This is a genomic window from Serratia sp. BIGb0234, assembly GCF_024809915.1.
GTDB classification, from domain to species: Bacteria; Pseudomonadota; Gammaproteobacteria; order Enterobacterales; family Enterobacteriaceae; genus Serratia; species Serratia liquefaciens.
This window is the reverse complement of sequence record NZ_JANUEI010000003.1, coordinates 102,979-125,091: the sequence shown is the minus strand read 5'-3', so window position 1 is coordinate 125,091 and position 22,113 is coordinate 102,979. Positions and strand designations below refer to the sequence as shown.

20 protein-coding genes are annotated in these 22,113 nt (G+C 54.7%); 11 read left to right on the top strand and 9 right to left on the bottom strand.

Annotated elements, in window-relative coordinates; all coding sequences use genetic code 11:
* Positions 1 to 3 precede the first annotated feature (3 nt).
* The 6 genes from rng to csrD all read right to left on the bottom strand — a co-directional run bounded on the left by rng (position 4) and on the right by csrD (position 7,078).
* Complete coding sequence (gene rng, locus M2407_RS13415; protein ID WP_020832068.1) at positions 4 to 1,473, bottom strand: ribonuclease G; 1,470 nt, start codon at positions 1,471 to 1,473, stop codon at positions 4 to 6.
* Positions 1,474 to 1,511: 38 nt separating this feature from the next.
* Positions 1,512 to 2,096, bottom strand: a complete 585-nt coding sequence (locus M2407_RS13410) for a nucleoside triphosphate pyrophosphatase (protein WP_020832069.1) — start codon at positions 2,094 to 2,096, stop codon at positions 1,512 to 1,514.
* A 10-nt stretch (positions 2,097 to 2,106) separates the two neighbouring features.
* Positions 2,107 to 2,595 (bottom strand): rod shape-determining protein MreD, encoded by a 489-nt coding sequence (mreD, locus tag M2407_RS13405; protein ID WP_012147104.1) that lies wholly within the window; start codon positions 2,593 to 2,595, stop codon positions 2,107 to 2,109.
* Positions 2,592 to 3,593, bottom strand: a complete 1,002-nt coding sequence (mreC, locus tag M2407_RS13400) for a rod shape-determining protein MreC (RefSeq protein ID WP_041415027.1) — start codon at positions 3,591 to 3,593, stop codon at positions 2,592 to 2,594. The genes mreD and mreC overlap by 4 nt, the downstream gene beginning before the upstream one ends.
* A gap of 94 nt (positions 3,594 to 3,687) precedes the next feature.
* Complete coding sequence (gene mreB / locus M2407_RS13395) at positions 3,688 to 4,731, bottom strand: rod shape-determining protein MreB (protein ID WP_012147106.1); 1,044 nt, start codon at positions 4,729 to 4,731, stop codon at positions 3,688 to 3,690.
* A gap of 412 nt (positions 4,732 to 5,143) precedes the next feature.
* Positions 5,144 to 7,078: an RNase E specificity factor CsrD gene (csrD, locus tag M2407_RS13390; protein WP_128864519.1), complete on the bottom strand. Its 1,935-nt coding sequence runs from the start codon at positions 7,076 to 7,078 to the stop codon at positions 5,144 to 5,146.
* A gap of 296 nt (positions 7,079 to 7,374) precedes the next feature.
* Here csrD and M2407_RS13385 point away from each other — a divergent pair, with 296 nt between their 5' ends.
* The 11 genes from M2407_RS13385 to fis all read left to right on the top strand — a co-directional run bounded on the left by M2407_RS13385 (position 7,375) and on the right by fis (position 17,312).
* On the top strand, positions 7,375 to 8,352 hold the full coding sequence (locus M2407_RS13385) for an oxidoreductase (RefSeq protein ID WP_201895968.1): 978 nt from the start codon (positions 7,375 to 7,377) through the stop codon (positions 8,350 to 8,352).
* 251 nt (positions 8,353 to 8,603) lie between these two features.
* Entirely contained in the window at positions 8,604 to 9,605 is a 1,002-nt protein-coding gene (gene msrP / locus M2407_RS13380) for a protein-methionine-sulfoxide reductase catalytic subunit MsrP (protein WP_129984027.1), read from the top strand.
* Entirely contained in the window at positions 9,606 to 10,205 is a 600-nt protein-coding gene (gene msrQ / locus M2407_RS13375) for a protein-methionine-sulfoxide reductase heme-binding subunit MsrQ (protein ID WP_020832077.1), read from the top strand.
* A 241-nt stretch (positions 10,206 to 10,446) separates the two neighbouring features.
* Positions 10,447 to 10,899 (top strand): type II 3-dehydroquinate dehydratase, encoded by a 453-nt coding sequence (gene aroQ / locus M2407_RS13370; protein ID WP_020832079.1) that lies wholly within the window; start codon positions 10,447 to 10,449, stop codon positions 10,897 to 10,899.
* A gap of 31 nt (positions 10,900 to 10,930) precedes the next feature.
* Positions 10,931 to 11,395 (top strand): acetyl-CoA carboxylase biotin carboxyl carrier protein, encoded by a 465-nt coding sequence (gene accB / locus M2407_RS13365; RefSeq protein WP_020832085.1) that lies wholly within the window; start codon positions 10,931 to 10,933, stop codon positions 11,393 to 11,395.
* A 10-nt stretch (positions 11,396 to 11,405) separates the two neighbouring features.
* The gene (gene accC / locus M2407_RS13360) at positions 11,406 to 12,755 is read left to right on the top strand and encodes an acetyl-CoA carboxylase biotin carboxylase subunit (protein WP_020832086.1); all 1,350 of its coding nucleotides are present in this window, start codon (positions 11,406 to 11,408) and stop codon (positions 12,753 to 12,755) included.
* A 240-nt stretch (positions 12,756 to 12,995) separates the two neighbouring features.
* A complete protein-coding gene (locus M2407_RS13355) occupies positions 12,996 to 13,238 on the top strand; it encodes a YhdT family protein (protein WP_020832087.1) in 243 nt (80 codons plus the stop codon).
* The gene (gene panF, locus M2407_RS13350; protein ID WP_122080321.1) at positions 13,228 to 14,673 is read left to right on the top strand and encodes a sodium/pantothenate symporter; all 1,446 of its coding nucleotides are present in this window, start codon (positions 13,228 to 13,230) and stop codon (positions 14,671 to 14,673) included. Before M2407_RS13355 ends, panF begins: the two co-directional genes overlap by 11 nt.
* An 11-nt stretch (positions 14,674 to 14,684) precedes the next feature.
* Positions 14,685 to 15,566, top strand: a complete 882-nt coding sequence (prmA, locus tag M2407_RS13345) for a 50S ribosomal protein L11 methyltransferase (RefSeq protein ID WP_046372537.1) — start codon at positions 14,685 to 14,687, stop codon at positions 15,564 to 15,566.
* 462 nt (positions 15,567 to 16,028) lie between these two features.
* On the top strand, positions 16,029 to 16,994 hold the full coding sequence (dusB, locus tag M2407_RS13340; protein ID WP_046374956.1) for a tRNA dihydrouridine synthase DusB: 966 nt from the start codon (positions 16,029 to 16,031) through the stop codon (positions 16,992 to 16,994).
* A gap of 21 nt (positions 16,995 to 17,015) precedes the next feature.
* Complete coding sequence (fis, locus tag M2407_RS13335) at positions 17,016 to 17,312, top strand: DNA-binding transcriptional regulator Fis (RefSeq protein WP_000462905.1); 297 nt, start codon at positions 17,016 to 17,018, stop codon at positions 17,310 to 17,312.
* Positions 17,313 to 17,445: 133 nt separating this feature from the next.
* Here the strand turns inward: fis and M2407_RS13330 are convergent, their stop codons facing one another.
* From M2407_RS13330 to gltX, 3 genes are all read right to left on the bottom strand, one after another.
* Positions 17,446 to 18,843, bottom strand: coding sequence for an APC family permease (locus M2407_RS13330; protein ID WP_122080322.1), 1,398 nt, complete (start codon positions 18,841 to 18,843; stop codon positions 17,446 to 17,448).
* 194 nt (positions 18,844 to 19,037) lie between these two features.
* Entirely contained in the window at positions 19,038 to 20,369 is a 1,332-nt protein-coding gene (locus M2407_RS13325; RefSeq protein ID WP_236591420.1) for a glutamate decarboxylase, read from the bottom strand.
* 182 nt (positions 20,370 to 20,551) lie between these two features.
* Positions 20,552 to 21,952, bottom strand: a complete 1,401-nt coding sequence (gltX, locus tag M2407_RS13320) for a glutamate--tRNA ligase (protein ID WP_259218397.1) — start codon at positions 21,950 to 21,952, stop codon at positions 20,552 to 20,554.
* Between the last annotated feature and the right edge of the window lie 161 nt (positions 21,953 to 22,113).

Here is a 22,113-nt window from a genome sequence, read left to right as displayed (position 1 = left end):
GAACTACATCATGACAACGTCAAATTGTTCCTGGCTGTATAAAGGTTCGATTTGTACCTTCACCTGCTTGCCCACAAAGATTTCCACTTCGGCCAGCGCATGGGACTCTTCGCTTTTCAGCGCCTCACCCACCGCCGCAGAGGCGTAAACCAGGAAACGATCTGAATCATAAGCATGGTGCACGCGCACAATTTCACGCAAAATTTCGTAGCACACGGTTTCCACTGTTTTCACCGTGCCGCGTCCCTGACAGGTAGGACAATCGTTACACAGCACATGTTCAATGCTTTCCCGTGTACGTTTACGCGTCATTTCCACTAAGCCTAGCTGAGAGAAGCCGTTGATCGTGGTTTTTACCCGATCTTTACTCAGCGCCAGCTCCAGCGAATGCAATACTCGACGGCGATGTTCTTCATTATTCATATCAATGAAGTCAATGATGATAATGCCGCCCAAGTTGCGCAGCCGCAGTTGGCGGGCAATGGCCTGGGTCGCTTCGATATTGGTGTTGAAGATGGTTTCGTCGAGATTGCGGTGGCCGACAAAGGCGCCGGTATTGATATCCACGGTCGTCATCGCCTCGGTCTGATCGATGATCAGATAACCGCCGGACTTCAGCTCGACCTTGCGCTCCAGCGCACGCTGTATCTCGTTTTCGACGTCGTACAGATCGAAGATTGGCTGGCTGCCGGTGTACAGCTCCAGCTTGGCGGTGATATCCGGGATGTACTCACCGGTAAACTCCACCAGCAGATCGTGGGTCAGGCGGGAATCCACGCGGATCCGGTCCAGCGCCGCGCCGGCGAAGTCACGCAAAATGCGCTGCGCCAACGCCAACTCACCGTATAATTTGTATTTGGTCTGGTTGCGTTTTTTACGCTCCATCACCTTGGTCCACAGGCGTTTGAGGAAAGCGGCGTCCTGCGCCAACTCTTCTTCGCCAATGCCTTCAGCCGCGGTGCGGATGATAAAGCCGCCCAGCTCATCACAGTAACCGGCCACCGCTTTTTTCAGGCGATCGCGCTCGGCTTCACTTTCTATACGCTGCGAAACGCCAACGTGCGCCGCCCCCGGCATAAACACCAGGTAACGCGAAGGCAAAGTGATGTCGGTGGTCAGGCGTGCGCCCTTGGTACCGAGCGGATCTTTCACCACCTGGACCATCAGATCCTGTCCCTGGCGCACCAGTTCGGCAATGTCACGCACGTGGAAATTTTTCTGCTCATCGCCGGCGACACATTCCGTGTGCGGCATGATATCGGAAGCGTGCAGGAAGGCCGCTTTATCCAGGCCGATATCGACGAATGCCGCCTGCATGCCCGGCAACACGCGGCTTACGCGCCCTTTATAAATATTGCCGACGATGCCGCGCTTAGATTCGCGTTCGATATGGATCTCTTGCAGGATGCCGCCATCAATATAGGCAACCCGCGTTTCAGACGGTGTGATATTAACCAGTAGCTCAGCTGTCATGCCTTCTCCTCAGAGCCGGTCGATAATGGCAGCGCCCATCAACCGGTTCTTACATCACGTAATGCGACAAAATTACTGAGCAGCTCATGTGTTTCGACTAACGGCAGGCCCATCACCGCATGATAACTCCCGGTTATCGTTCTGACGAAACAACCACCCTTTCCTTGAATTCCGTAGGCGCCCGCTTTATCCATCGGCTCGCCCGTAGCAATATAGTCGCAGATATCCTGCTGTGACAGGTTGCGGAATGTCACGTCCGTCACCACCAGTTGGCACAGAACGTCATGGCGATCGGCGATCGCCACCGCAGTCATCACCTGATGCTGTTTACCCGACAGCGCCGCCAGCATTTGCGCCGCGTGCGTCTCGTCCTGAGGTTTTTCCAACACCCGGCCATTGAGCACCACAATGGTATCGGCACCCAGCACCGGCCACGCCTGCGGTGCCAGCGCCACGCCGGCTTTGGCCTTATCCTGCGCCAAACGGCGCACATAGGCTTCCGCGGATTCCCCTTCCTGCCGCTGCTCTTCGGTATCCGTCAGGATAACTTCAAAGGGGACGCCCAACAGGGTCAGTAATTCATGTCGACGGGGAGAGCCGGAGGCCAGATAAAGCGAAGTCATTGTTATACCCTTACTGTACGGCGAACTGACGGCGAATTTTTCGCATCAACAGGAACAACCATGGCCACAGGATGCCGTTTACCACACTACTCCAGAACACCTCTGGGCGGAAAGAAACGTTGATCACTAAAAACTCGGCCCAGAACACCACAACGTCCATCGCCAGTGACAGCAGCACGACGATCAGCGCCTGTTGCCAGAGCGCCATATTGCGGAACAGTTGGAATTTGAACGCCACCAGATAGGCAATAATACCTAACGCCAGTGCGCGTACGCCCAGCGTGGAACCGAGGATCAGATCCATAATCAGCCCCAGCACGAAGCCGGTGCCGACGTTAACCCGATGAGGCAACGCCATCACCCAGTAGATCAGGATCAAAGCCAGCCAGGAGGGACGGAACATGTAGATCTGTTCCGGCCACGGCATGATTTGCAGCACCAGCGCCACCAGGAATGACAGCCAGATTATCCAGCGCCCGTTGCTGCGGTAACGATTCATTGCGTGACTCCCGCGGCAGGAGCAGCGGTTTGTACCGCGGCCCCGGTTGCCGGAGCAGGCAGAGGCAGTTGCGGCCCCACCGCATCAGCTGGCGGCAGAACCTGCGGCATCATCTGCATCAGACGCTCATTGGCGACGCGATGAACTTCATCGGGCGGCAACGGCATGTCGCCGTTACGATCGGCCCCCCACAGCAGCAGCAGATAGCGCAAGCGCTGTAACCCTGCGGTTGGTCGAGCCTGAATCACGGTATAGGCGCGCTGATTATCCACTTTGACCGAGGACACCACCGCCACCGGATAGCCTTCAGGGAAGCGACCACCAAGGCCGGATGTGACCAGCACATCACCCACGCGGATATCGGTATTGTTCGGCAGATGTTCAAGCTGTAAATCGTCGGCACAGCCGCTGCCTGCGGCGATCACCCGGATATCGTTGCGCAGCACCTGAATTGGCAGCGCATGTGAAGCATCGCAGATCAGCAACACGCGGCTGGTGACTTTAGCCACCGCCACCACCTGGCCCACTACGCCTTTATCACTGATGACCGGCTGGCCTTCATAAACGCCGTTATCCGATCCTTTGTCGATCACTACCTGATCGCTGTAAGGATCCGAGCCGGTCGAGATCACCTGAGTGACCATTTTGTGTTCGTCCTGGCGCAGCGGCGAGCCTAACAGCTCACGCAAGCGGGCGTTTTCCTGCTTGAATTGGCCAAGAAGAAGAATATCGCTGTTTTTCAGCAGCAGTTCCTGCCGCAGAGCCCGGTTTTCCAGCTCCAGCTGTTGGCGGGTAGCCAGCGTTTCTGAAACGCTGTCCAAAACTTTACGTGGCCCATTGGCCAAAAAATAGAAAGGGCTGACGGCCGTGTCCATGTAGTTACGTATTTTCACGAACGTACCGAGACGGCTATCGGCAACGATCAGGCCAATGGCCACGATCACCGCCAAAAAAAGTCGTAGTTGCAGGGAAGGCCCCCTGCTAAAAATCGGCTTCATAAATTATGCGTGTTCCTCGACAACAGAAAGAGGAACCGTACCTGATTTTCGCTTTGCGCATTCACCCGATACGATTCCTCCTTCTTGGGGCTGACTATTCTTCGCTGAACAAATCGCCGCCATGCATGTCGATCATTTCCAACGCCTTGCCACCGCCGCGGGCTACGCAGGTCAGCGGATCTTCTGCCACGACCACCGGAATACCGGTTTCTTCCATCAGCAGGCGATCCAGGTTGCGCAGCAATGCGCCACCGCCGGTCAACACCATGCCGCGTTCGGAAATGTCTGAAGCCAGCTCTGGTGGACACTGCTCCAGCGCCACCATCACCGCACTGACGATGCCGGTCAACGGCTCCTGCAGCGCTTCAAGGATTTCATTGGAATTCAGGGTAAAGCCACGTGGCACGCCCTCAGCCAGGTTACGGCCGCGAACTTCGATTTCATGCACTTCATCGCCCGGATAAGCGGAACCGATGCCATGCTTGATACGTTCGGCAGTTGCTTCACCGATCAGTGAGCCGTAGTTACGACGCACGTAATTAATGATAGCTTCGTCGAAACGGTCACCACCGATACGTACAGAAGAAGAGTAGACCACACCGTTCAGTGAGATCACCGCCACTTCAGTGGTACCGCCACCGATATCCACCACCATGGAACCTGTCGCTTCAGAAACCGGCAGGCCGGCACCGATTGCGGCAGCCATAGGTTCTTCAATCAGAAACACCTCACGCGCACCGGCCCCTTGGGCAGATTCGCGGATGGCGCGGCGCTCAACTTGAGTTGCGCCAACCGGCACACACACCAGCACGCGCGGGCTTGGCCGCATGAAGCTGTTGCTGTGTACCTGTTTAATAAAGTGCTGCAGCATTTTTTCGGTCACGAAGAAATCGGCGATCACGCCGTCTTTCATCGGACGAATAGCCGCGATGTTGCCGGGCGTACGCCCCAGCATTTGTTTAGCCTCATGACCCACGGCCGCAACGCTCTTGGGTGAACCGGCACGATCCTGGCGAATGGCAACCACCGACGGTTCGTTCAGTACAATGCCTTGCCCTTTAACATAAATCAGGGTATTGGCGGTACCCAAGTCGATGGACAAGTCATTGGAAAACATGCCACGAAATTTCTTAAACATAACTAAAGGATAATCCTGCAAGCTGGGGGCGGAAAATAAAATCCGCCTACTTTACCAACCACACGAAGCAGCGACAAGGCGCAAAAACGTTCTACTTCGGTGAAAAATAGTCTGTATTGTTTCTGCTCGAATGCACGGAAATTGGATGAGGCCTGAATTCCCTGAACAAAGGCTCAGTTTACCACCCTGTCAGCGCACGAAACGGCGTAACACAGCTCATAAAATCTAACATATTCCCTGATTGCCGCTGGTGGTAAGCACCTACCAACGTTCAACAGAAAAGGACTGACAAGAGCCTATATCAAATAGGCGTCATTGTCGCAGGCAGTTTGGGGGTTATCCCAAAATGACAGAGAAAAAAGCCCAGATGAATTGGCGCTCATTCTACGTTAATTTTTGTTCGGTATTCAGGTTAAACACGATAACGACGCGAATATTTTTTACGCCCGACGTCTATCGGTTCCGGCGACGCGAAAAAGTCGCCCTGTCCACCGAGGATCCCCCGCTCTTTCAGCGTCTGCCACTCATTACGCGTCCGCACGCTGGCGGCGAAAACCTGAGTGCTGGTGCCTTCACAGGCGCCGGTCAGGCTTTGAACGAACAGCTGATTTTCATCACGCTTATCAATACTCCGCACCAGACCCGGATGGAGCTTAACCAATTCCACCGGTAAGGACTTGATATAGGAGGTACTTACCACGGTTAACCCGGCCTGGGACACCGCCAGACGACAGCCCAGCCCTGACAGTAACTTCAGTACCGGACGTAAACGGTCGATATGTTGACACACGTCTGCCTCTGCAAGTTCAATCAGAATTCGCCGACGATGACTTTTTTCACACTGTAACAGGCTATCACGCAGCCAACGCTGGAAACTACGCTGCAACAGTGAGTCTACGCTCAGCGTAAAAGCCAATGTTTCTTCGGGCCACAGCGTCAGTAAAGGAAGAATACGGCTCAGATGTTGACGATCGTAGCTTTCCGCCAGCCCTAACTGCCGTACCAGAGGCATATACTCCGATGGCAGCAGTTCCTGGGTGCCATCGTAGATCCGGCTCATGATCTCACGGTGATGCACTTCCCCTTCTACCGTCACCGCCGGTTTCTGATACAAACGCGGGCCTCCCCGCGCCAGCACCTGCTCCAGCAGGGTGCGCCACTTGACGCTGCCGCGCCCTTTTTCCGGCACCTGGCTGTCATAAACATACCAGCCGTTTTCGCCTTGCAACGTAGCATGGCGCGTTGCCTGCTCCGCGTAATCGATCACCTGCTCGGTGGTTTGTCCGCTGCGGTACGCCACGATGCCAATGTGCAGGAATGCTTCACGATCGATAAGCGCCGTTGAAGGCAAGGCGTCAATCGCGTGGACCAGCTGTGAAGCAATGCCGTCCGCCTCTTTCAGCGTACGGTGCGGCAGCAGGACGGTGAAGTCGCTGTGGAAATAACGCGCCAGCAGCGCCGCCGGATAGCGCATCACGAAGGTCGACAGCAGATTGACCAGCGAGTACATCAGTTCCTGCACCGCGCCGTTGCCGTGAATTTCCCGCAGCGTGTCAAAATCGGGCAGTCGCACCATCATCACAATACCGTGCGAGCCCTCTTCTTCCAGTTGGGTGGTTAGCTGGTTGTCGAAGAACAGTCGGTTATTCAGGCCGGTTTTGGCATCCTGGGCGGCAAAGGCGCGGATCAAGGTATCGACCCGATTGCGTTCCTCGCGCGCTTCCGCCAAATCTGCCAGCAAGCGATCGAGCGCGCCACTGACGTTCGCCGGCCATTCGCGCATATCGCCCTGCATCACGCTCTCTCTTTCGCCGTTGAGAATGCGTCGTGCACGGCGTTCCAGCCGATCCTCTCCGTCGGCCTGATCGCGAAGCCAGCGCAGGCTAAACAGCAAGATCACCACCATCACAACGATCGAAAGCGTCACGGCGGCAGTAGATTGCAACGAGCGTACGTCGCTGGCGAAAGGATCGATATAAGTAATTTGCAGTGCCGCGCCGGGATGCTGCATCAGCGGCAAAGTCACCTGCCTGTAACCGTTGAGCGGATCCCAGGGCTGTTTGTTGAGCGTCGGCAATTTATAGGAAAGGAGGTTACTGTGGCTGGTATCCACGCTGACCGCCACAATACCCAGTGGACGCATCACCAACGGCAACCAGCGTTTCTGTTCCTCTGGGGATTCGCGCAGCATCGCTTGGTCGAGTGAGGTCATCAGCGACTCGAAGCGGCGATCCAGACGCTCCTGAGTGACGTAAAAGAAGCTGTATGAGCAGCCCATCAGCATCAAAAACATCGCCAAAGCAACAAGCAAGGTGATCAATGCAGAGAGTTTGGTGGTGAATCGCATCCCTGTGCCTTGTCCGGTATGGTTACGTGAGTTTTCACCTTTGGAAGTATAAAGGCCCCGAATCCGCTCAAATGAATCCAACACAATATCCTGATTTTTTTAATGAATAGCGGGTACCGCTCCGGCGATACCCGCTGTCGGTTCACGCCACCCAAGCTACCAAGCCTCGACAACGAAGAAAACCTTCAATCACCCTTTTTTGTCTTTTATCAGGACATAAATTTCTTATATGCATATAGTCAATTAAATCTGGTTCAGCCATCCATGGCAAAAATGCAAACAAGAGGAAGAGTGACATGCGTGCACTGTTATTGGAACAACAAGGCGATCAAACTCTGGCTCACATCAAGGATATCAGCAGCGATCTGCTGCCCGACGGCGATGTCCTGGTGGACGTCAACTGGTCCAGCCTTAACTATAAAGATGCGTTGGCGATCACCGGCAAAGGCAAGATCGTGCGTAACTTCCCGATGGTGCCAGGCATCGATTTCGCCGGTACGGTACGCGAAAGCCGCGACGATCGTTTTAAAGAAGGCCAAAGCGTGGTGCTCACCGGTTGGGGCGTGGGTGAAAACCACTGGGGTGGCCTGGCCGAACAGGCACGAGTCTCAGGCGAATGGCTGGTGCCGCTGCCGAACGGGCTGGATGAACGCAAAGCGATGATCCTGGGTACCGCCGGCTTTACCGCCATGCTGTGCGTGATGGCGCTGGAAGAAGGCGGCGTACACCCGGACGACGGCGATATTCTGGTTACCGGTGCCAGCGGCGGCGTGGGCAGCACGGCCATCGCGATTCTGGCGGCATTGGGCTATCACGTCACCGCCATCAGCGGCCGCGAGAGCAATACCGAGTATCTGAAAGCGCTGGGCGCCAAAGAAGTCCTGTCGCGCGACGGCTACCTGGAAGCCCCGCGTCCGCTGGAAAAGCAACTGTGGGCCGGGGCGGTCGATACCGTTGGCGACACGCTGCTGGCGCGAGTCCTGTCACAGATGAATTATAACGGCACGGTCGCCGCCTGTGGCCTGGCCGGTGGCTATCACCTGCCCACCACGGTGATGCCGTTTATCCTGCGCAACGTTCGCCTGCAGGGCGTGGACTCGGTTCATACGCCGCTGCATCGCCGCCAAACCGCCTGGGAACGGCTAGCCGGTATTTTGCCGGACAGTTTCTACCAACAGGCCACCCAGGAAATCACTTTGGAACAGGCACCGGCCACCGCCGCCGCGCTGCTGAATCATCAAGTGACCGGACGCACTCTGGTTAAAATCCGCTAAAGCTTAAATCGCCCCCCGGCAACGGGGGGAACATTCGCCTGCGAAATTTCATATTTTCCCGCGCCCTCTCGCATATAGCCTGATTTCACGCCATGCTTACAACACAGATACCCCAGCATACTGTAGGGGCGTTGCATGCTGCGTCCGCGTTAATCGGGCTCAGAAGGTTACCTCCTACAGTCACTCTGACGGGAGCAGGTTTGAGTACCCGCACCTGAAAGGCGGCGGGGATGAAACGCGGAGAAAACACCATGAGAAAGCCCCCTAAATTGACCGAAGCCGATGTCACGCCCGAGAGCGTGTTCCATCAGCGGCGCAAAGTGCTGCAGGCGTTGGGTATCACCGCCGCGTCGCTGGCCTTGCCGCTTAATGCGCAGGCCGATTTGCTGTCATGGTTCAAAGGCAACGATCGGCCCAAGGCCCCCGCCGGTAAACCGCTGTCATTCAGCAAGCCTGCGGCCTGGCAGGCGCAACTGGCCATGACGCCGGAAGACAAAGTCACCGGTTACAACAACTTCTACGAATTCGGTCTGGATAAAGCCGATCCTGCCGCGAATGCCGGCGGCCTGAAAACCGAAGGCTGGAAAGTGCGTATCGACGGCGAGGTCGCCAAACCGATCACATTGGATATCGATGACTTGATCAAACGCTTCCCGCTGGAACAACGCATCTACCGTATGCGCTGCGTGGAGGCCTGGTCGATGGTCGTGCCCTGGATTGGCTTTGAGCTGGGTAAGCTGATCAAGCTGGCGGAGCCGAACAGCAATGCCCGCTACGTCGCTTTCCAAACGCTGTACGATCCGGAACAGATGCCAGGCCAGAAGGATCGTTTTATCGGCGGCGGGCTGAAATACCCTTATGTTGAAGGGCTGCGTCTCGATGAGGCCATGAACCCATTGGCCCTGCTGACCGTCGGCGTATACGGCAAAACGCTGCCGCCGCAAAACGGTGCGCCGCTGCGGTTGATCACCCCCTGGAAATACGGCTTTAAAGGCATTAAGTCGATAGTCCATATCCGTCTGGTGCGCGATCAGCCGCCCACCACCTGGAATGAATCTGCGCCGAATGAGTACGGCTTCTATGCCAACGTAAACCCGAACGTCGATCATCCACGCTGGTCACAGGCCACCGAACGCTTTATCGGCTCCGGCGGCATCCTGGACGTTAAACGCCAACCCACGCTGCTGTTTAACGGCTATGGCGAACAGGTAGCGTCGCTGTACCGCGGCCTGGATCTAAGGGAGAATTTTTAGGTGCGTTTAACTCCGGCTCATATCAAGTGGATTAAGGTCGCCATTTATCTGGCGGCATTCCTGCCTTTTCTCTGGCTGGTGCTGTCGGTGGACCAGGGTTGGTTCAGCGCCGATCCGGCCAAAGACATTCAACACTTTACCGGCAGAATGACGTTGAAACTGTTGCTGGCGACCTTGATGATTGCGCCACTGGCGCGCTATGCCCGGCAACCGCTGCTGATTCGCTGTCGTCGTCTGGTGGGACTATGGTGTTTTGCCTGGGGCACGCTGCATCTGATAAGCTATTCGACGCTGGAGCTGGGGCTGAGCAATATCGGCCTGCTGGGGCGTGAACTGGTCACCCGCCCTTACCTGACGCTCGGCATTGTCAGTTGGCTGATCCTGCTGGCGCTGGCCGCAACCTCCACGCTGTGGGCGATGCGCAAACTGGGGGCCAAATGGCAGACGTTGCATAATCTGGTCTATCTGGTGGCGATTCTGGCACCGATTCACTACCTGTGGTCGGTAAAAACCTTTTCGCCGCAGCCCTTCATTTATGCTCTGCTGGCCGTCGCGCTACTGGCGCTGCGATACAAGAAATTCCGCAATTGGTGGCGTTAAAAGCCGGAACTTTTCTGTGTTCTACCCCTCATAATGCAATATCGCCCTGGCCAGTTTACTGATTTAGGGTTGAATATCTTCGCTGATAAGACCAGTATTTAGCTGCGAATTGCTACGATATCGTTATAATGCCCGACCTTGTTCCTGTTCTCAGGGTGAATTTTCCCCTTAACAGGTGACAAATCTGTGACGTCGGGTTATTTTCTACGATGATGGTTTTATTGCCGGAGATACCAGCACAATGGCGGATAAGTTTCACATTTTGCTTCTGAACGGCCCCAATCTGAATCTGCTGGGGACGCGTGAGCCGGAGAAGTACGGCAGCACGACGTTAACAGAGATTGTTAACGGATTGGAAAACCAGGCATCCGCACTGGATATTACCCTGAGCCATCTGCAGTCTAACGCCGAACATGCGCTGATCGATCGCATACATCAGGCGCGCGGCAACACAGATTTTATTCTGATTAACCCTGCCGCGTTCACGCATACCAGCGTGGCGCTGCGTGATGCATTGCTGGCGGTGCAGATCCCGTTTATCGAGATCCACCTCTCCAACGTGCATGCCCGAGAGCCTTTCCGCCATCACTCTTACCTTTCCGATATTGCGGTAGGCGTGATTTGCGGCCTCGGCGCGGATGGCTACACATTTGCTTTACAGGCAGCGGTTAACCGTCTGTCGAAAACCCACTAATTGCTACGCAAAAGAGTACGGAATCACACTCATGGATATTCGTAAAATCAAGAAACTGATCGAACTGGTTGAAGAATCAGGTATTTCTGAACTGGAAATTTCTGAAGGCGAAGAGTCAGTTCGCATCAGCCGCGCTGCTCCAGCGCAGGCTTACCCAATGATGCCACAGGCATACGCAATGCCGGCACAGCCGCAGCCAGCACTGGCTACCGCCGTTGCCAGCGCGCCAGCCGAAACGCCTGCAGCACCAGCGGCCATGAGTGGCCACGTCGTTCGTTCCCCAATGGTCGGTACTTTCTACCGCACGCCAAGCCCGGATGCGAAAGCCTTCATCGAAGTCGGCCAGAAAGTGAACGCCGGCGACACTCTGTGCATCGTTGAAGCAATGAAAATGATGAACCAGATCGAAGCGGACAAATCCGGCGTGGTGAAAGCCATCCTGGTAGAGAACGGCCAACCGGTAGAATTTGACGAGCCACTGGTCGTCATCGAATAACGAGGCGAACATGCTTGATAAAATTGTTATCGCCAACCGTGGCGAGATCGCGCTTCGTATCCTGCGTGCTTGTAAAGAGCTGGGCATCAAAACCGTTGCCGTGCACTCGACAGCCGATCGCGATCTGAAACACGTACTGCTGGCTGACGAGACCGTGTGTATCGGTCCTGCGCCATCGGTAAAAAGTTACCTGAATATCCCGGCAATCATCTCTGCGGCTGAAATCACCGGCGCAGTGGCGATCCACCCGGGCTACGGCTTCCTGTCTGAAAACGCCGATTTCGCCGAGCAGATCGAACGCTCCGGCTTTATCTTCATTGGCCCGAGAGCCGAAACTATCCGCCTGATGGGCGACAAGGTTTCTGCCATCAATGCCATGAAGAAAGCTGGCGTGCCTTGCGTACCTGGCTCTGATGGCCCGCTGACCGACGACATGGATAAAAACCGTGCCTTCGCCAAGCGCATCGGCTACCCGGTTATCATCAAGGCATCCGGCGGCGGCGGCGGTCGCGGCATGCGCGTAGTGCGCAGCGACAAAGACCTCGAGCAATCCATTTCCATGACCAAGGCGGAGGCCAAAGCGGCTTTCAACAACGACATGGTTTACATGGAAAAATACCTGGAAAACCCACGCCATATCGAAATTCAGGTGTTGGCGGACGGTCAGGGTAACGCCATCTATCTGGCCGAGCGCGACTGCTCCATGCAGCGCCGCCACCAGAAAGTGGTTGAAGAGGCTCCGGCACCGGGCATCACCAGCGAAATGCGCCGTTATATCGGCGAGCGCTGCTCGAAAGCCTGTGTGGAAATCGGTTACCGCGGCGCAGGCACTTTCGAGTTCCTGTATGAAAACGGCGAGTTCTATTTCATCGAAATGAACACCCGTATTCAGGTTGAGCATCCGGTTACCGAGATGATCACCGGCGTGGATCTGATTAAAGAGCAGCTGCGTATCGCTGCCGGTCAGCCTTTGTCGATCAAACAGGAAGAAGTGAAGGTTCACGGCCACGCGGTGGAATGCCGTATCAACGCCGAAGACCCGAACACCTTCCTGCCTAGCCCAGGCAAGATCACCCGTTTCCATGCGCCAGGCGGTTTCGGCGTGCGTTGGGAATCTCATATTTACGCCGGTTATACCGTACCGCCGTACTATGATTCCATGATCGGCAAACTGATCACCTACGGTGAAAACCGTGACGTGGCGATTGCCCGCATGAAGAACGCCCTGGCTGAGCTGATCATCGATGGCATCAAAACCAACGTTGAACTGCAACAGCGGATCATGAGCGACGAAAACTTCCAGCACGGTGGCACCAACATCCACTATCTGGAGAAAAAGCTCGGTCTGCAGGAAACCTAAGGCAGGCTATTCGCATCGCCTGACAGAAGGCCGGTTAATCACCGGCCTTTTTCTTTACTGCTTTGGGTCACTCAATGGATGATCAAATCCATAATAGTTGTATACCCTAAATAATTGGAGTTGCATCAAGGCGGCAAAGGAGCGCATCCCGATGATGCTTACTGTAGTAAGTGATTCGGGTAAGTGAGCGCAGCCAACACAGAGGCAGCTTCAAGTATGACGGGTATATTGGAGAAACGGATGGACACACGTTTTATTCAAGCTCACCGCGAGGCGCGCTGGGCTCTGGGCCTGACGCTGCTTTATCTGCTGGCCTGGTCGCTGGCAGCCTATCTGCCGGACAGCGCATCCGGTATTACCGGTCTGCCGCATTGGTTCGAAATGGCCTGCCTGTTGGTTCCGCTGCTGTTCATCGGCCTGTGTTGGCTAATGGTACGCGGCATATTCCGTGATATTTCGCTGGAGGACGGCGATGCAAACTGAAGTCATTCTGCCGCTGGTCGCCTATCTGGTGCTGGTGTTCGGGCTGTCGGTTTACGCCTATAGCCGACGCCAGAGCGGCAACTTCCTCAGCGAATATTTTCTGGGCAACCGATCGATGGGCGGCTTCGTACTGGCCATGACCTTGACCGCCACCTATATCAGTGCCAGTTCCTTTATCGGGGGCCCCGGCGCCGCCTATAAATACGGCCTTGGCTGGGTGCTGTTGGCGATGATCCAACTGCCGGCGGTTTGGCTTTCACTCGGCGTGCTGGGCAAGAAGTTTGCCATTCTGGCTCGCCGCTACAACGCCATTACCCTGAACGATATGCTTTACGGCCGCTATCAAAGTCGTCTGTTGGTCTGGCTGGCCAGCCTCAGCCTGCTGGTGGCGTTCCTGGGTGCCATGACGGTGCAGTTTATCGGCGGCGCGCGCCTGCTGGAAACCGCCGCCGGTATTCCTTACGACACCGGTTTGCTGATCTTCGGTATCAGCATCGCGCTGTATACCGCCTTTGGCGGCTTCCGCGCCAGCGTGCTCAATGACGCCATGCAGGGGCTGGTGATGCTGATCGGCACCGTGCTGCTGCTGGTTGCGGTGATTCACGCCGCCGGCGGCCTGCACAGCGCCGTGGATAAGCTGCAACAGATTGACCCCGCGCTGGTATCACCGCAGGGCGGTGAACAGATCCTCAGCCTGCCGTTTATGGCATCGTTCTGGATCCTGGTGTGCTTTGGCGTGATTGGCCTGCCGCACACGGCGGTGCGCTGCATCTCCTACAAGGACAGCAAGGCGGTGCATCGCGGGATCATCCTCGGCACCATGGTGGTCGCGGTGCTGATGTTTGGCATGCATCTGGCTGGCGCGCTGGGCCGTGCGGTATTGCCGGACCTGAAGATCCCCGATCAGGTGATCCCGACGCTGATGATCACCGTGCTGCCGCCTTATGCCGCCGGTATTTTCCTGGCGGCGCCGATGGCGGCAATCATGTCGACCATTAACGCCCAATTGCTGCAATCTTCCGCCACCATCATCAAAGATCTCTACCTTGGCGTACGCCCACAGCACATGCAGAACGAGCGCCTGATCAAACGCTTCTCCAGCCTGACCACGTTGATTTTGGGCTTGCTGGTGCTGTTGGCAGCCTGGCGGCCACCGGAAATGATCATCTGGCTGAACCTGCTGGCATTTGGCGGCCTGGAAGCGGTATTCCTGTGGCCACTGGTGCTGGGCCTGTACTGGGAACGCGCCAATGCGCAGGGAGCACTTAGCTCAATGGTGACGGGTGCGGTATGCTATACGCTATTGGCCAGCTTCAATCTGCAGCTAGCGGGGTTGCACCCTATCGTGCCTTCGCTGCTGCTTAGCCTGCTGGCGTTTTATATCGGTAACGTCATAGGCGAAAAGCGCCGAGTGGCGTCATCATTAGCCTCTTAAAGAGAATTGTTATGCCTTGGATCCAACTAAAACTGAACACCACCGGCAGCCAGGCGGAAGACCTGAGCGACGCGCTGGTTGAAAGCGGCGCCGTATCGGTCACTTTCCAGGACACCCACGACAATCCGGTGTTCGAACCGCTACCGGGCGAGACCCTGCTGTGGGGCGACACTGATGTGATCGGGTTGTACGATGCCGAAACCGACATGGCCGACGTGGTCGCCATGCTGGAACAGCACCCGCTGCTGGGCGCCGGCTTCCGCCATAAAATTGAACAGCTGGAAGACAAGGACTGGGAGCGCGAGTGGATGGACAACTTCCACCCGATGCGCTTCGGCGAACGTCTGTGGATCTGCCCAAGCTGGCGCGACGTGCCCGACCCGAACGCGGTCAACGTCATGCTGGACCCGGGCCTGGCATTTGGTACCGGCACTCACCCAACGACTGCACTGTGCCTTCAATGGCTAGACGGCCTCGATCTGGCCGGTAAAACCATTATCGACTTCGGCTGTGGTTCCGGCATCCTGGCAATTGCCGCGTTGAAGCTCGGTGCAGCGCGCGCTATCGGCATCGATATCGATCCCCAGGCCATTCAGGCCAGCCGCGACAACGCGCAGCGTAACGGCGTTTCAGAGCGTCTGGAGCTGTATCTGCCAAAAGACCAGCCTGCCGATCTGCAGGCCGACGTGGTCGTCGCCAACATCCTGGCGGGCCCATTGCGTGAGCTGGCCCCCTTGATCGGCTGTCTGCCGAAGTCCGGCGGTTATCTGGGCCTGTCCGGCGTGCTGGCAACACAGGCGGCAAGCGTGGCGCAAGCCTATGAAGAGAAATTCACGCTGGATCCGGTCGCAGAGCGTGAAGAGTGGTGCCGCATCACCGGTCAGCGCAAGTAATCCCCTTACTGCCCTGATAAAAACCACTGCCAACGTAGCCCGTGGCGGTGGTTTTTTGTTTTCCTGTCTACGCGACGGCGACACCCCGCTCCTTTGAAACGCCATGCCAAATTCACGTGACCCTGAATATTTTCTGCCTAAGCCTTCACCACGCGATTTCAGCATAATTCAGCCCATTCTCAATGAAAAACCCTGACAAACGACTTAAATCACTGCCGTTCTCGAGCTGAATCGAGACTCATTACAGATAAAATCCTGTTGTATTGGGAATATTTTATAGCGCACTAATTAACCAAAATCAGGCAAGCCATTGTTAAGTATATATAATATTTTTATGAATCCCGACAAACCGCATTTTTAATGGCGAATAGCGGCCAATTGGTCAAAGTTTGGCCTTTCATCTCAGCGCAAAAATGCGTAATATACGCGCCCTTGCGGACACAGTATGGTTACTCTTTGTCTATGCGCATTGGACACCACCAGCTTACAAATTGCCTGATTGCGGCCCCGATGGCCGGCATTACAGATCGCCCATTTAGGACCCTATGTCATGCAATGGGTGCTGGGATGGCTGTATCCGAAATGCTCTCCTCCAATCCGGAGGTGTGGCGGACGGATAAGTCGCGTCTGCGTATGGTCCATAGCGATGAACCAGGGATCCGCTCCGTGCAGATTGCCGGATGCGATCCGGATGATATGGCCGCCGCGGCGCGTATTAACGTGGCCGGCGGTGCACAGATCATCGACATCAATATGGGTTGCCCGGCCAAGAAAGTGAACCGGAAACTTGCAGGGTCTGCATTGCTGCAGTACCCGGATCTGGTTAAACAGATCCTCCACGCGGTGGTTAACGCCGTGGATGTGCCGGTAACGCTTAAGATCCGCACTGGCTGGGCGCCAGAACACCGTAACTGTGTAGAGATTGCCCAACTGGCCGAAGACTGTGGTATACAGGCCCTGACTATTCATGGCCGAACCCGTGCCTGCCTGTTCAACGGCGACGCGGAGTACGACAGCATTCGGGCAGTTAAGCAGAATGTTTCCATTCCGATTATCGCGAATGGTGACATTACTGACCCGCATAAAGCCAGAGCAGTGCTCGACTACACTGGGGCTGATGCCCTGATGATAGGCCGCGCTGCTCAGGGGAGACCCTGGATCTTCCGGGAAATCCAGCATTATCTGGACACTGGGGAACTGCTGCCCCCTCTGCCACTTGGCGAGGTTAAGCGTTTGTTGATAGGGCATATTCGGGAATTGCACGGCTTTTACGGCCAAGGCAAGGGATTCCGGATTGCTCGTAAGCACGTATCCTGGTATCTCCAGGAGCACGCCCCGAATGACCAGTTTCGGCGCACATTCAACGCCATAGAGGATGCCAGCGAACAGCTGGAGGCGTTGGAGGCATATTTCGAAAATCTTGCGTAACAAAAAAGAGCTGACAGAACTATGTTCGAACAACGCGTAAATTCTGACGTACTGACCGTTTCAACCGTGAACTCACAGGATCAAGTGACTCAAAAGCCTCTGCGTGACTCGGTTAAACAAGCACTGAAGAACTATTTTGCTCAACTGAATGGTCAAGACGTTAACGATCTGTATGAGCTGGTATTGGCTGAAGTTGAACAGCCACTGTTGGACATGGTGATGCAATACACCCGTGGCAACCAGACCCGTGCAGCCCTGATGATGGGCATCAACCGCGGTACGCTGCGTAAGAAATTGAAAAAATACGGCATGAACTGATACTAGTCAGTTGGCATGTTGAAAAGGCGCAACCTCGCAAGAGGCGGCGCCTTTTTCTTGTGGGCCGTCCCATTAGAACGCAAAAAAGGCGCTTTTCCCTCAGGATCAGCGCCTTTGTGTTTATTAAGCCTTATTAAACCGCGTGATGATGGCCGTGGTGGTGGCCGTCATCTCCCGACTCATCCATCCGTTTTGCTCGCGGTTGCGCGTACAGGAAGTACACCAGCAGGGAAATCACTATCAACCCAAGCGTAATCAACAGCACGGTTGGCGGGGTGCATGAACCGAGATAGAGGCAAACCAATACGCAAATAGGCACCAGTACCTTGAACCACGGCATGCGGTAAGTCCCTTGCATCTTTTTCTTGCGCACCACAAAGATACCGACAATCACCGCCAGATACTGCAGCAGACGGCAAACCGTTGCGACCTCCACCAGCAGTACAAAGGACTCTTTCGACATCGCATTCGCCAAGACGATAAAGATGATAGTCACCACCAGCATCGCAATGATCGACTTGGCCGGTACGCCGCGTTTGTTATTGGCACCGGCTGACTCTGGCAGGAAGCCATCCACCGCCAGCGGCACCAGATTTCGCGGCCCGGCAAAGCACATGGCCAGACCGATACCAAACAGGGCAACCACCGACCCTAAGGACATGATCGCACGAGCGCCATTGCCCAGAACCATCCCCACGCTGTCCGCCACGGAGTTATCGGAAAACGCCAGATGCTCGCCCCCCATAGACCCGATAATGGAAGCAAACAGCAGGAAATAGAGCGCCGTGACCGATAACAGCACCAGAATGATCGCCCTTGGGATATCGCGAGTAGGGTTTTCCATATCTTGCGAGGCCACGCCAATATTCTCGAAACCCACCATCGCGTAAAACAACAGCAGGAAGCCGCCTGAAAATTCTGCCGAGGTCAAATGGCCAAACGCGGGAACTTCAACCCCGGTCGACTGTGCCACCAACCCTGGCACATCGGTAAAATTAGCCAGGTCGAAATGGCTGAAAGAGACCAGGATGCAGCTGATTAATGCCGCCAATACCAGCCAACTGCTCACGCGGGTAAACACCGACATCACTTTTACCGAGATCAGGTTGATACCGCAAAGCACGCAGGCAAAAGCGATACTGATCATCGCCGAGTTGGCTGGCGCCAAATGGATACCTAACGCGGTCGTAATGATCCCCGGCAATGCGGCCACCTGTACTGCCAATGCTACGCAGGCGGCAAGAAAACGCATAAAGCCAATGTTAAATCCCAGGAAAGGACCAAAAGTGGCGCTTACGTAAACGTACACCCCGCCGGTTTTAGTAAAAATCCCGGCCATTTCGGCAAAAGCCAATGCCATGATCAGCGCCAGAACGGCACAGACCACCAGTACCGGAAACAGGTTCATACCGAGTTCAGAATAAGCTTTGCCGGGGGTGATGAAGATCCCTGCCCCCAGCAGGCAGTTAATGCCGAACAGGACTATCGTCCCGAACTTCATTTTGCCCGAGGTCGTTGTTTGAGTGCTCATTATTCACCTTTGCGAGACAAAGCGCCCAGGCACCAGCATTAGGTGCCCGGACGCTCAGTAAGAAGGTCTGTCAAAGCAAAGACGGGAGTAGCTCAGAACATCGGCAGCAACGGGGCCTGCCGGCACGCTGAGCACTGACGTCAGTGTGTTTGACGTCCCCATTGGGATACGGCGTGAATGCCGTCAGGAAGCGCTCAGCAGAGCACGGACTCATGGGTAGTGGCGTTGGCCTTTAGCTGGTCAACAATGTTGCGAATGTCCTGCGCCAGCAGGTTCATCAATGTGGTGCTGACGCCGTAGCGGATCAGAACGCGCATGATGATGGTGTTTTGACGGTTGCTCGGTAGCGGGTATGCCGCCGTTTGCCAGCCGCGCTGTTTCACCTGGTTTTGCAAATCATACAGGGTGAAGCCTTTTACATCGTCTTTCAGGGTAAAGACCACGCCAGGCAACCCCCCTTCGCTGCTGTACAGCATTTCAAATTCTGGGAAGTCGGCCAATTTATGCGCCAGGAACTTGCCGGTATCCACACAGGTCTGCTGGATCTCGGAATAACCTTCTTTGCCCAGACGCAGCAGTTGGTAGTACTGAGCAATGACGGAACCGCCGGGACGGCTGAAGTTGAGGGCGAAAGTCGCCATGTTGCCGCCGAGATAGTTAACGTAGAACACCAGGTCGTCAGGCAAGTCTTGTTTTTCACGCCATACCACCCAACCCAGACCCAGCGGGGCCAGGCCGTATTTATGGCCGGAAGAGTTGATGGATTTTACGCGCGGCAGACGGAAGTCCCAAACGATGTGGCTTTGCTCTTCGACGAAAGGCGCAATAAAGCTGCCGGATGCCGCATCAACGTGAATCGGAATATCCAGGCCACGCTCTTTCTGTAGCTTGTCCAGCGCATTGGACAGGCCAAGCACGTCTTCGTACACCAGCGTAAAGGTCGTCCCGAAAGTCGGCACCACACCGATGGTATTTTCATCGATGTAATTAACCATGTCGTCGGGGTGAGCGCACAGGGCGCCTTCGCGGATGGGCACCTCGCGGTGCTCGATCTCAAAATAGGTGCAGAATTTTTTCCAGCAAATTTGTACCGGGCCAGTGACCAGGTTTGGCTTGGAAGTGTCCAGCCCTTTTGCCTTGCGTTTTTGCTGCCAGTTGCGTTTCAACGCCAAACCGCCCAACATTGCCGCTTCGCTGGACCCCACGCAGGAAGTACCAATCGAATTATTCACGTCTGGCGCATGCCACAACCCCGCCAGCATTTTTGTACAGCACACTTCAATTTTTGCCGTTTCTGGGTACAACTCTTTATCAATCAGGTTTTTTACCGATCCCAGCTTCATCAGTTCGTCGACTTCGGGCTCTGACCAGGTGGTGCAGAACGTCGCCAAATTCTGTTTTTCATTGCCGTCTAGCATTAAACGATCTTTAATCAAATTCAAAACAGAACTCGGGCAGCTGGATGATTCTGGGATCTTTCCCTCAGATAAAGTGTGTTGAGCCACCTCAGTGGAATAGATAGGCATATATTGATTAGTCATAATAAATCACCTCTTTTTATTTGATGTGTTTTCATGAAAGTTGCCGTGGATACCGCTAATAATTACGCTTCGACTTACCTCCTTCAGGAATTAATATTGGTTGTCATCCCAGCCTAATACATTCCGACCATCGTGATTAATCTTACGATGGCCGGCCCTATTACCTGCTATTTACACGACATATTCTCTATTGCCGCATGTAAGCGATTCAACGTTTTTTCTTTTCCCAATACGGCCAGACAATCATTTAACGATGGTGTATCTTTCGCCCCGAGAATAAATAATCGCAACGGCATATTGATGTCTTTTAACGACGTGCCGAATTCCTTGGAAATATCGCCAATCACTTGGTTAATCTCGGCACTTTGCCAGTCGTTTATCGTGGAGAAGTGCTGATAGATTTCACAGAAAACCGTCGGATGTGCCGAGGCAAGCAACTGCTCGTAAGTTTCCTGGTTGTTACACTGATATTCACCGTAATAACTACGGCAGGCTTCCGCCATTTCCTTCATCGTTCTGGCTCGGGTTTTTAACAGCATGACAACCCGTTCCAGCGGTGGGCCGTCCTCCGTACTGATAGCCAGCCGTTGGAGTTGCCATTGCAAATCGGGTAATAAATTTTCGGTCGTAGCGGCAGCGATATAATGCTTGTTGAGCCACAGTAATTTCTCTGTATTGAACGCGCTCGGTGAGTTGCTGACATTGTTAATATCGAAAAGAGAGATCATCTCATCCAAAGAGAAAATTTCCTTATCCTGATGCCCCCACCCCAAACGCACTAAATAGTTACGCAATGCCTCAGGTAAAAAACCTTCCTCTTGGTATTGCATAACGTTGGCTGCACCGTGGCGCTTGGAGAGTTTTTTACCGTCATCCCCGAGTATTGGCGAAACATGAGCAAACACAGGCGGCTCCAGCCCCAACGCCCGGTAAACATAAATTTGCTTCGGTGTATTATTGATATGTTCTTCGGCGCGGATGATATGCGTCATCTGCATGTCGATATCATCGACCACCACACAAAAATTATACGTTGGCCAACCGTCGGTGCGGCGAATAATAAAGTCATCAAACTCGCTGTTGCTGAATTCAATACGTCCGCGGATCATGTCGTCCCAGGCCACAATACCCTGCTGTGGGCTTTTCAAACGCACCACGTGAGGCAGGCTGGGATCGTGCCCCAGATGATGCAGACAGTGGCGGTCGTAAATGAAGTTCTCTTTGTTCTTTTCCTGCTGAGCCTTGAGTGCATTCAAGCGCTCCTCGCTGCAGTAGCAGCGGTAGGCCTGCCCAGACGCCAACAGTTGATCGACCACCTCGTTGTAACGCTCCAGGCGTTTAGTCTGGTAGAAGGGGCCTTCGTCCCAATACATACCCAACCACTTCATCGAGTCCAGGATGGCGTCGACTGCACCCTCCTTTTCCCGTTCCACGTCGGTATCTTCAATACGCAGAATAAATTTGCCGTGATTATGGCGTGCATAGAGCCAGGAATAGAGAGCTGTTCTTGCCCCGCCTACGTGTAAAAAACCCGTTGGGCTGGGCGCAAACCTTGTTCTTACGCTCATTAGAGAACTCCTTATTATTGAATAAAACCCCAAATAATGAGCATTGCATCAAGGTGATAAACACATTTATCAACCCTGAAGCAACTTCAAGCATTGCGGGGTTAAAACAGCGCCAGAGATAACACCTGCCAATATCAGGTGGCATTTCAAGCCATGCCCAT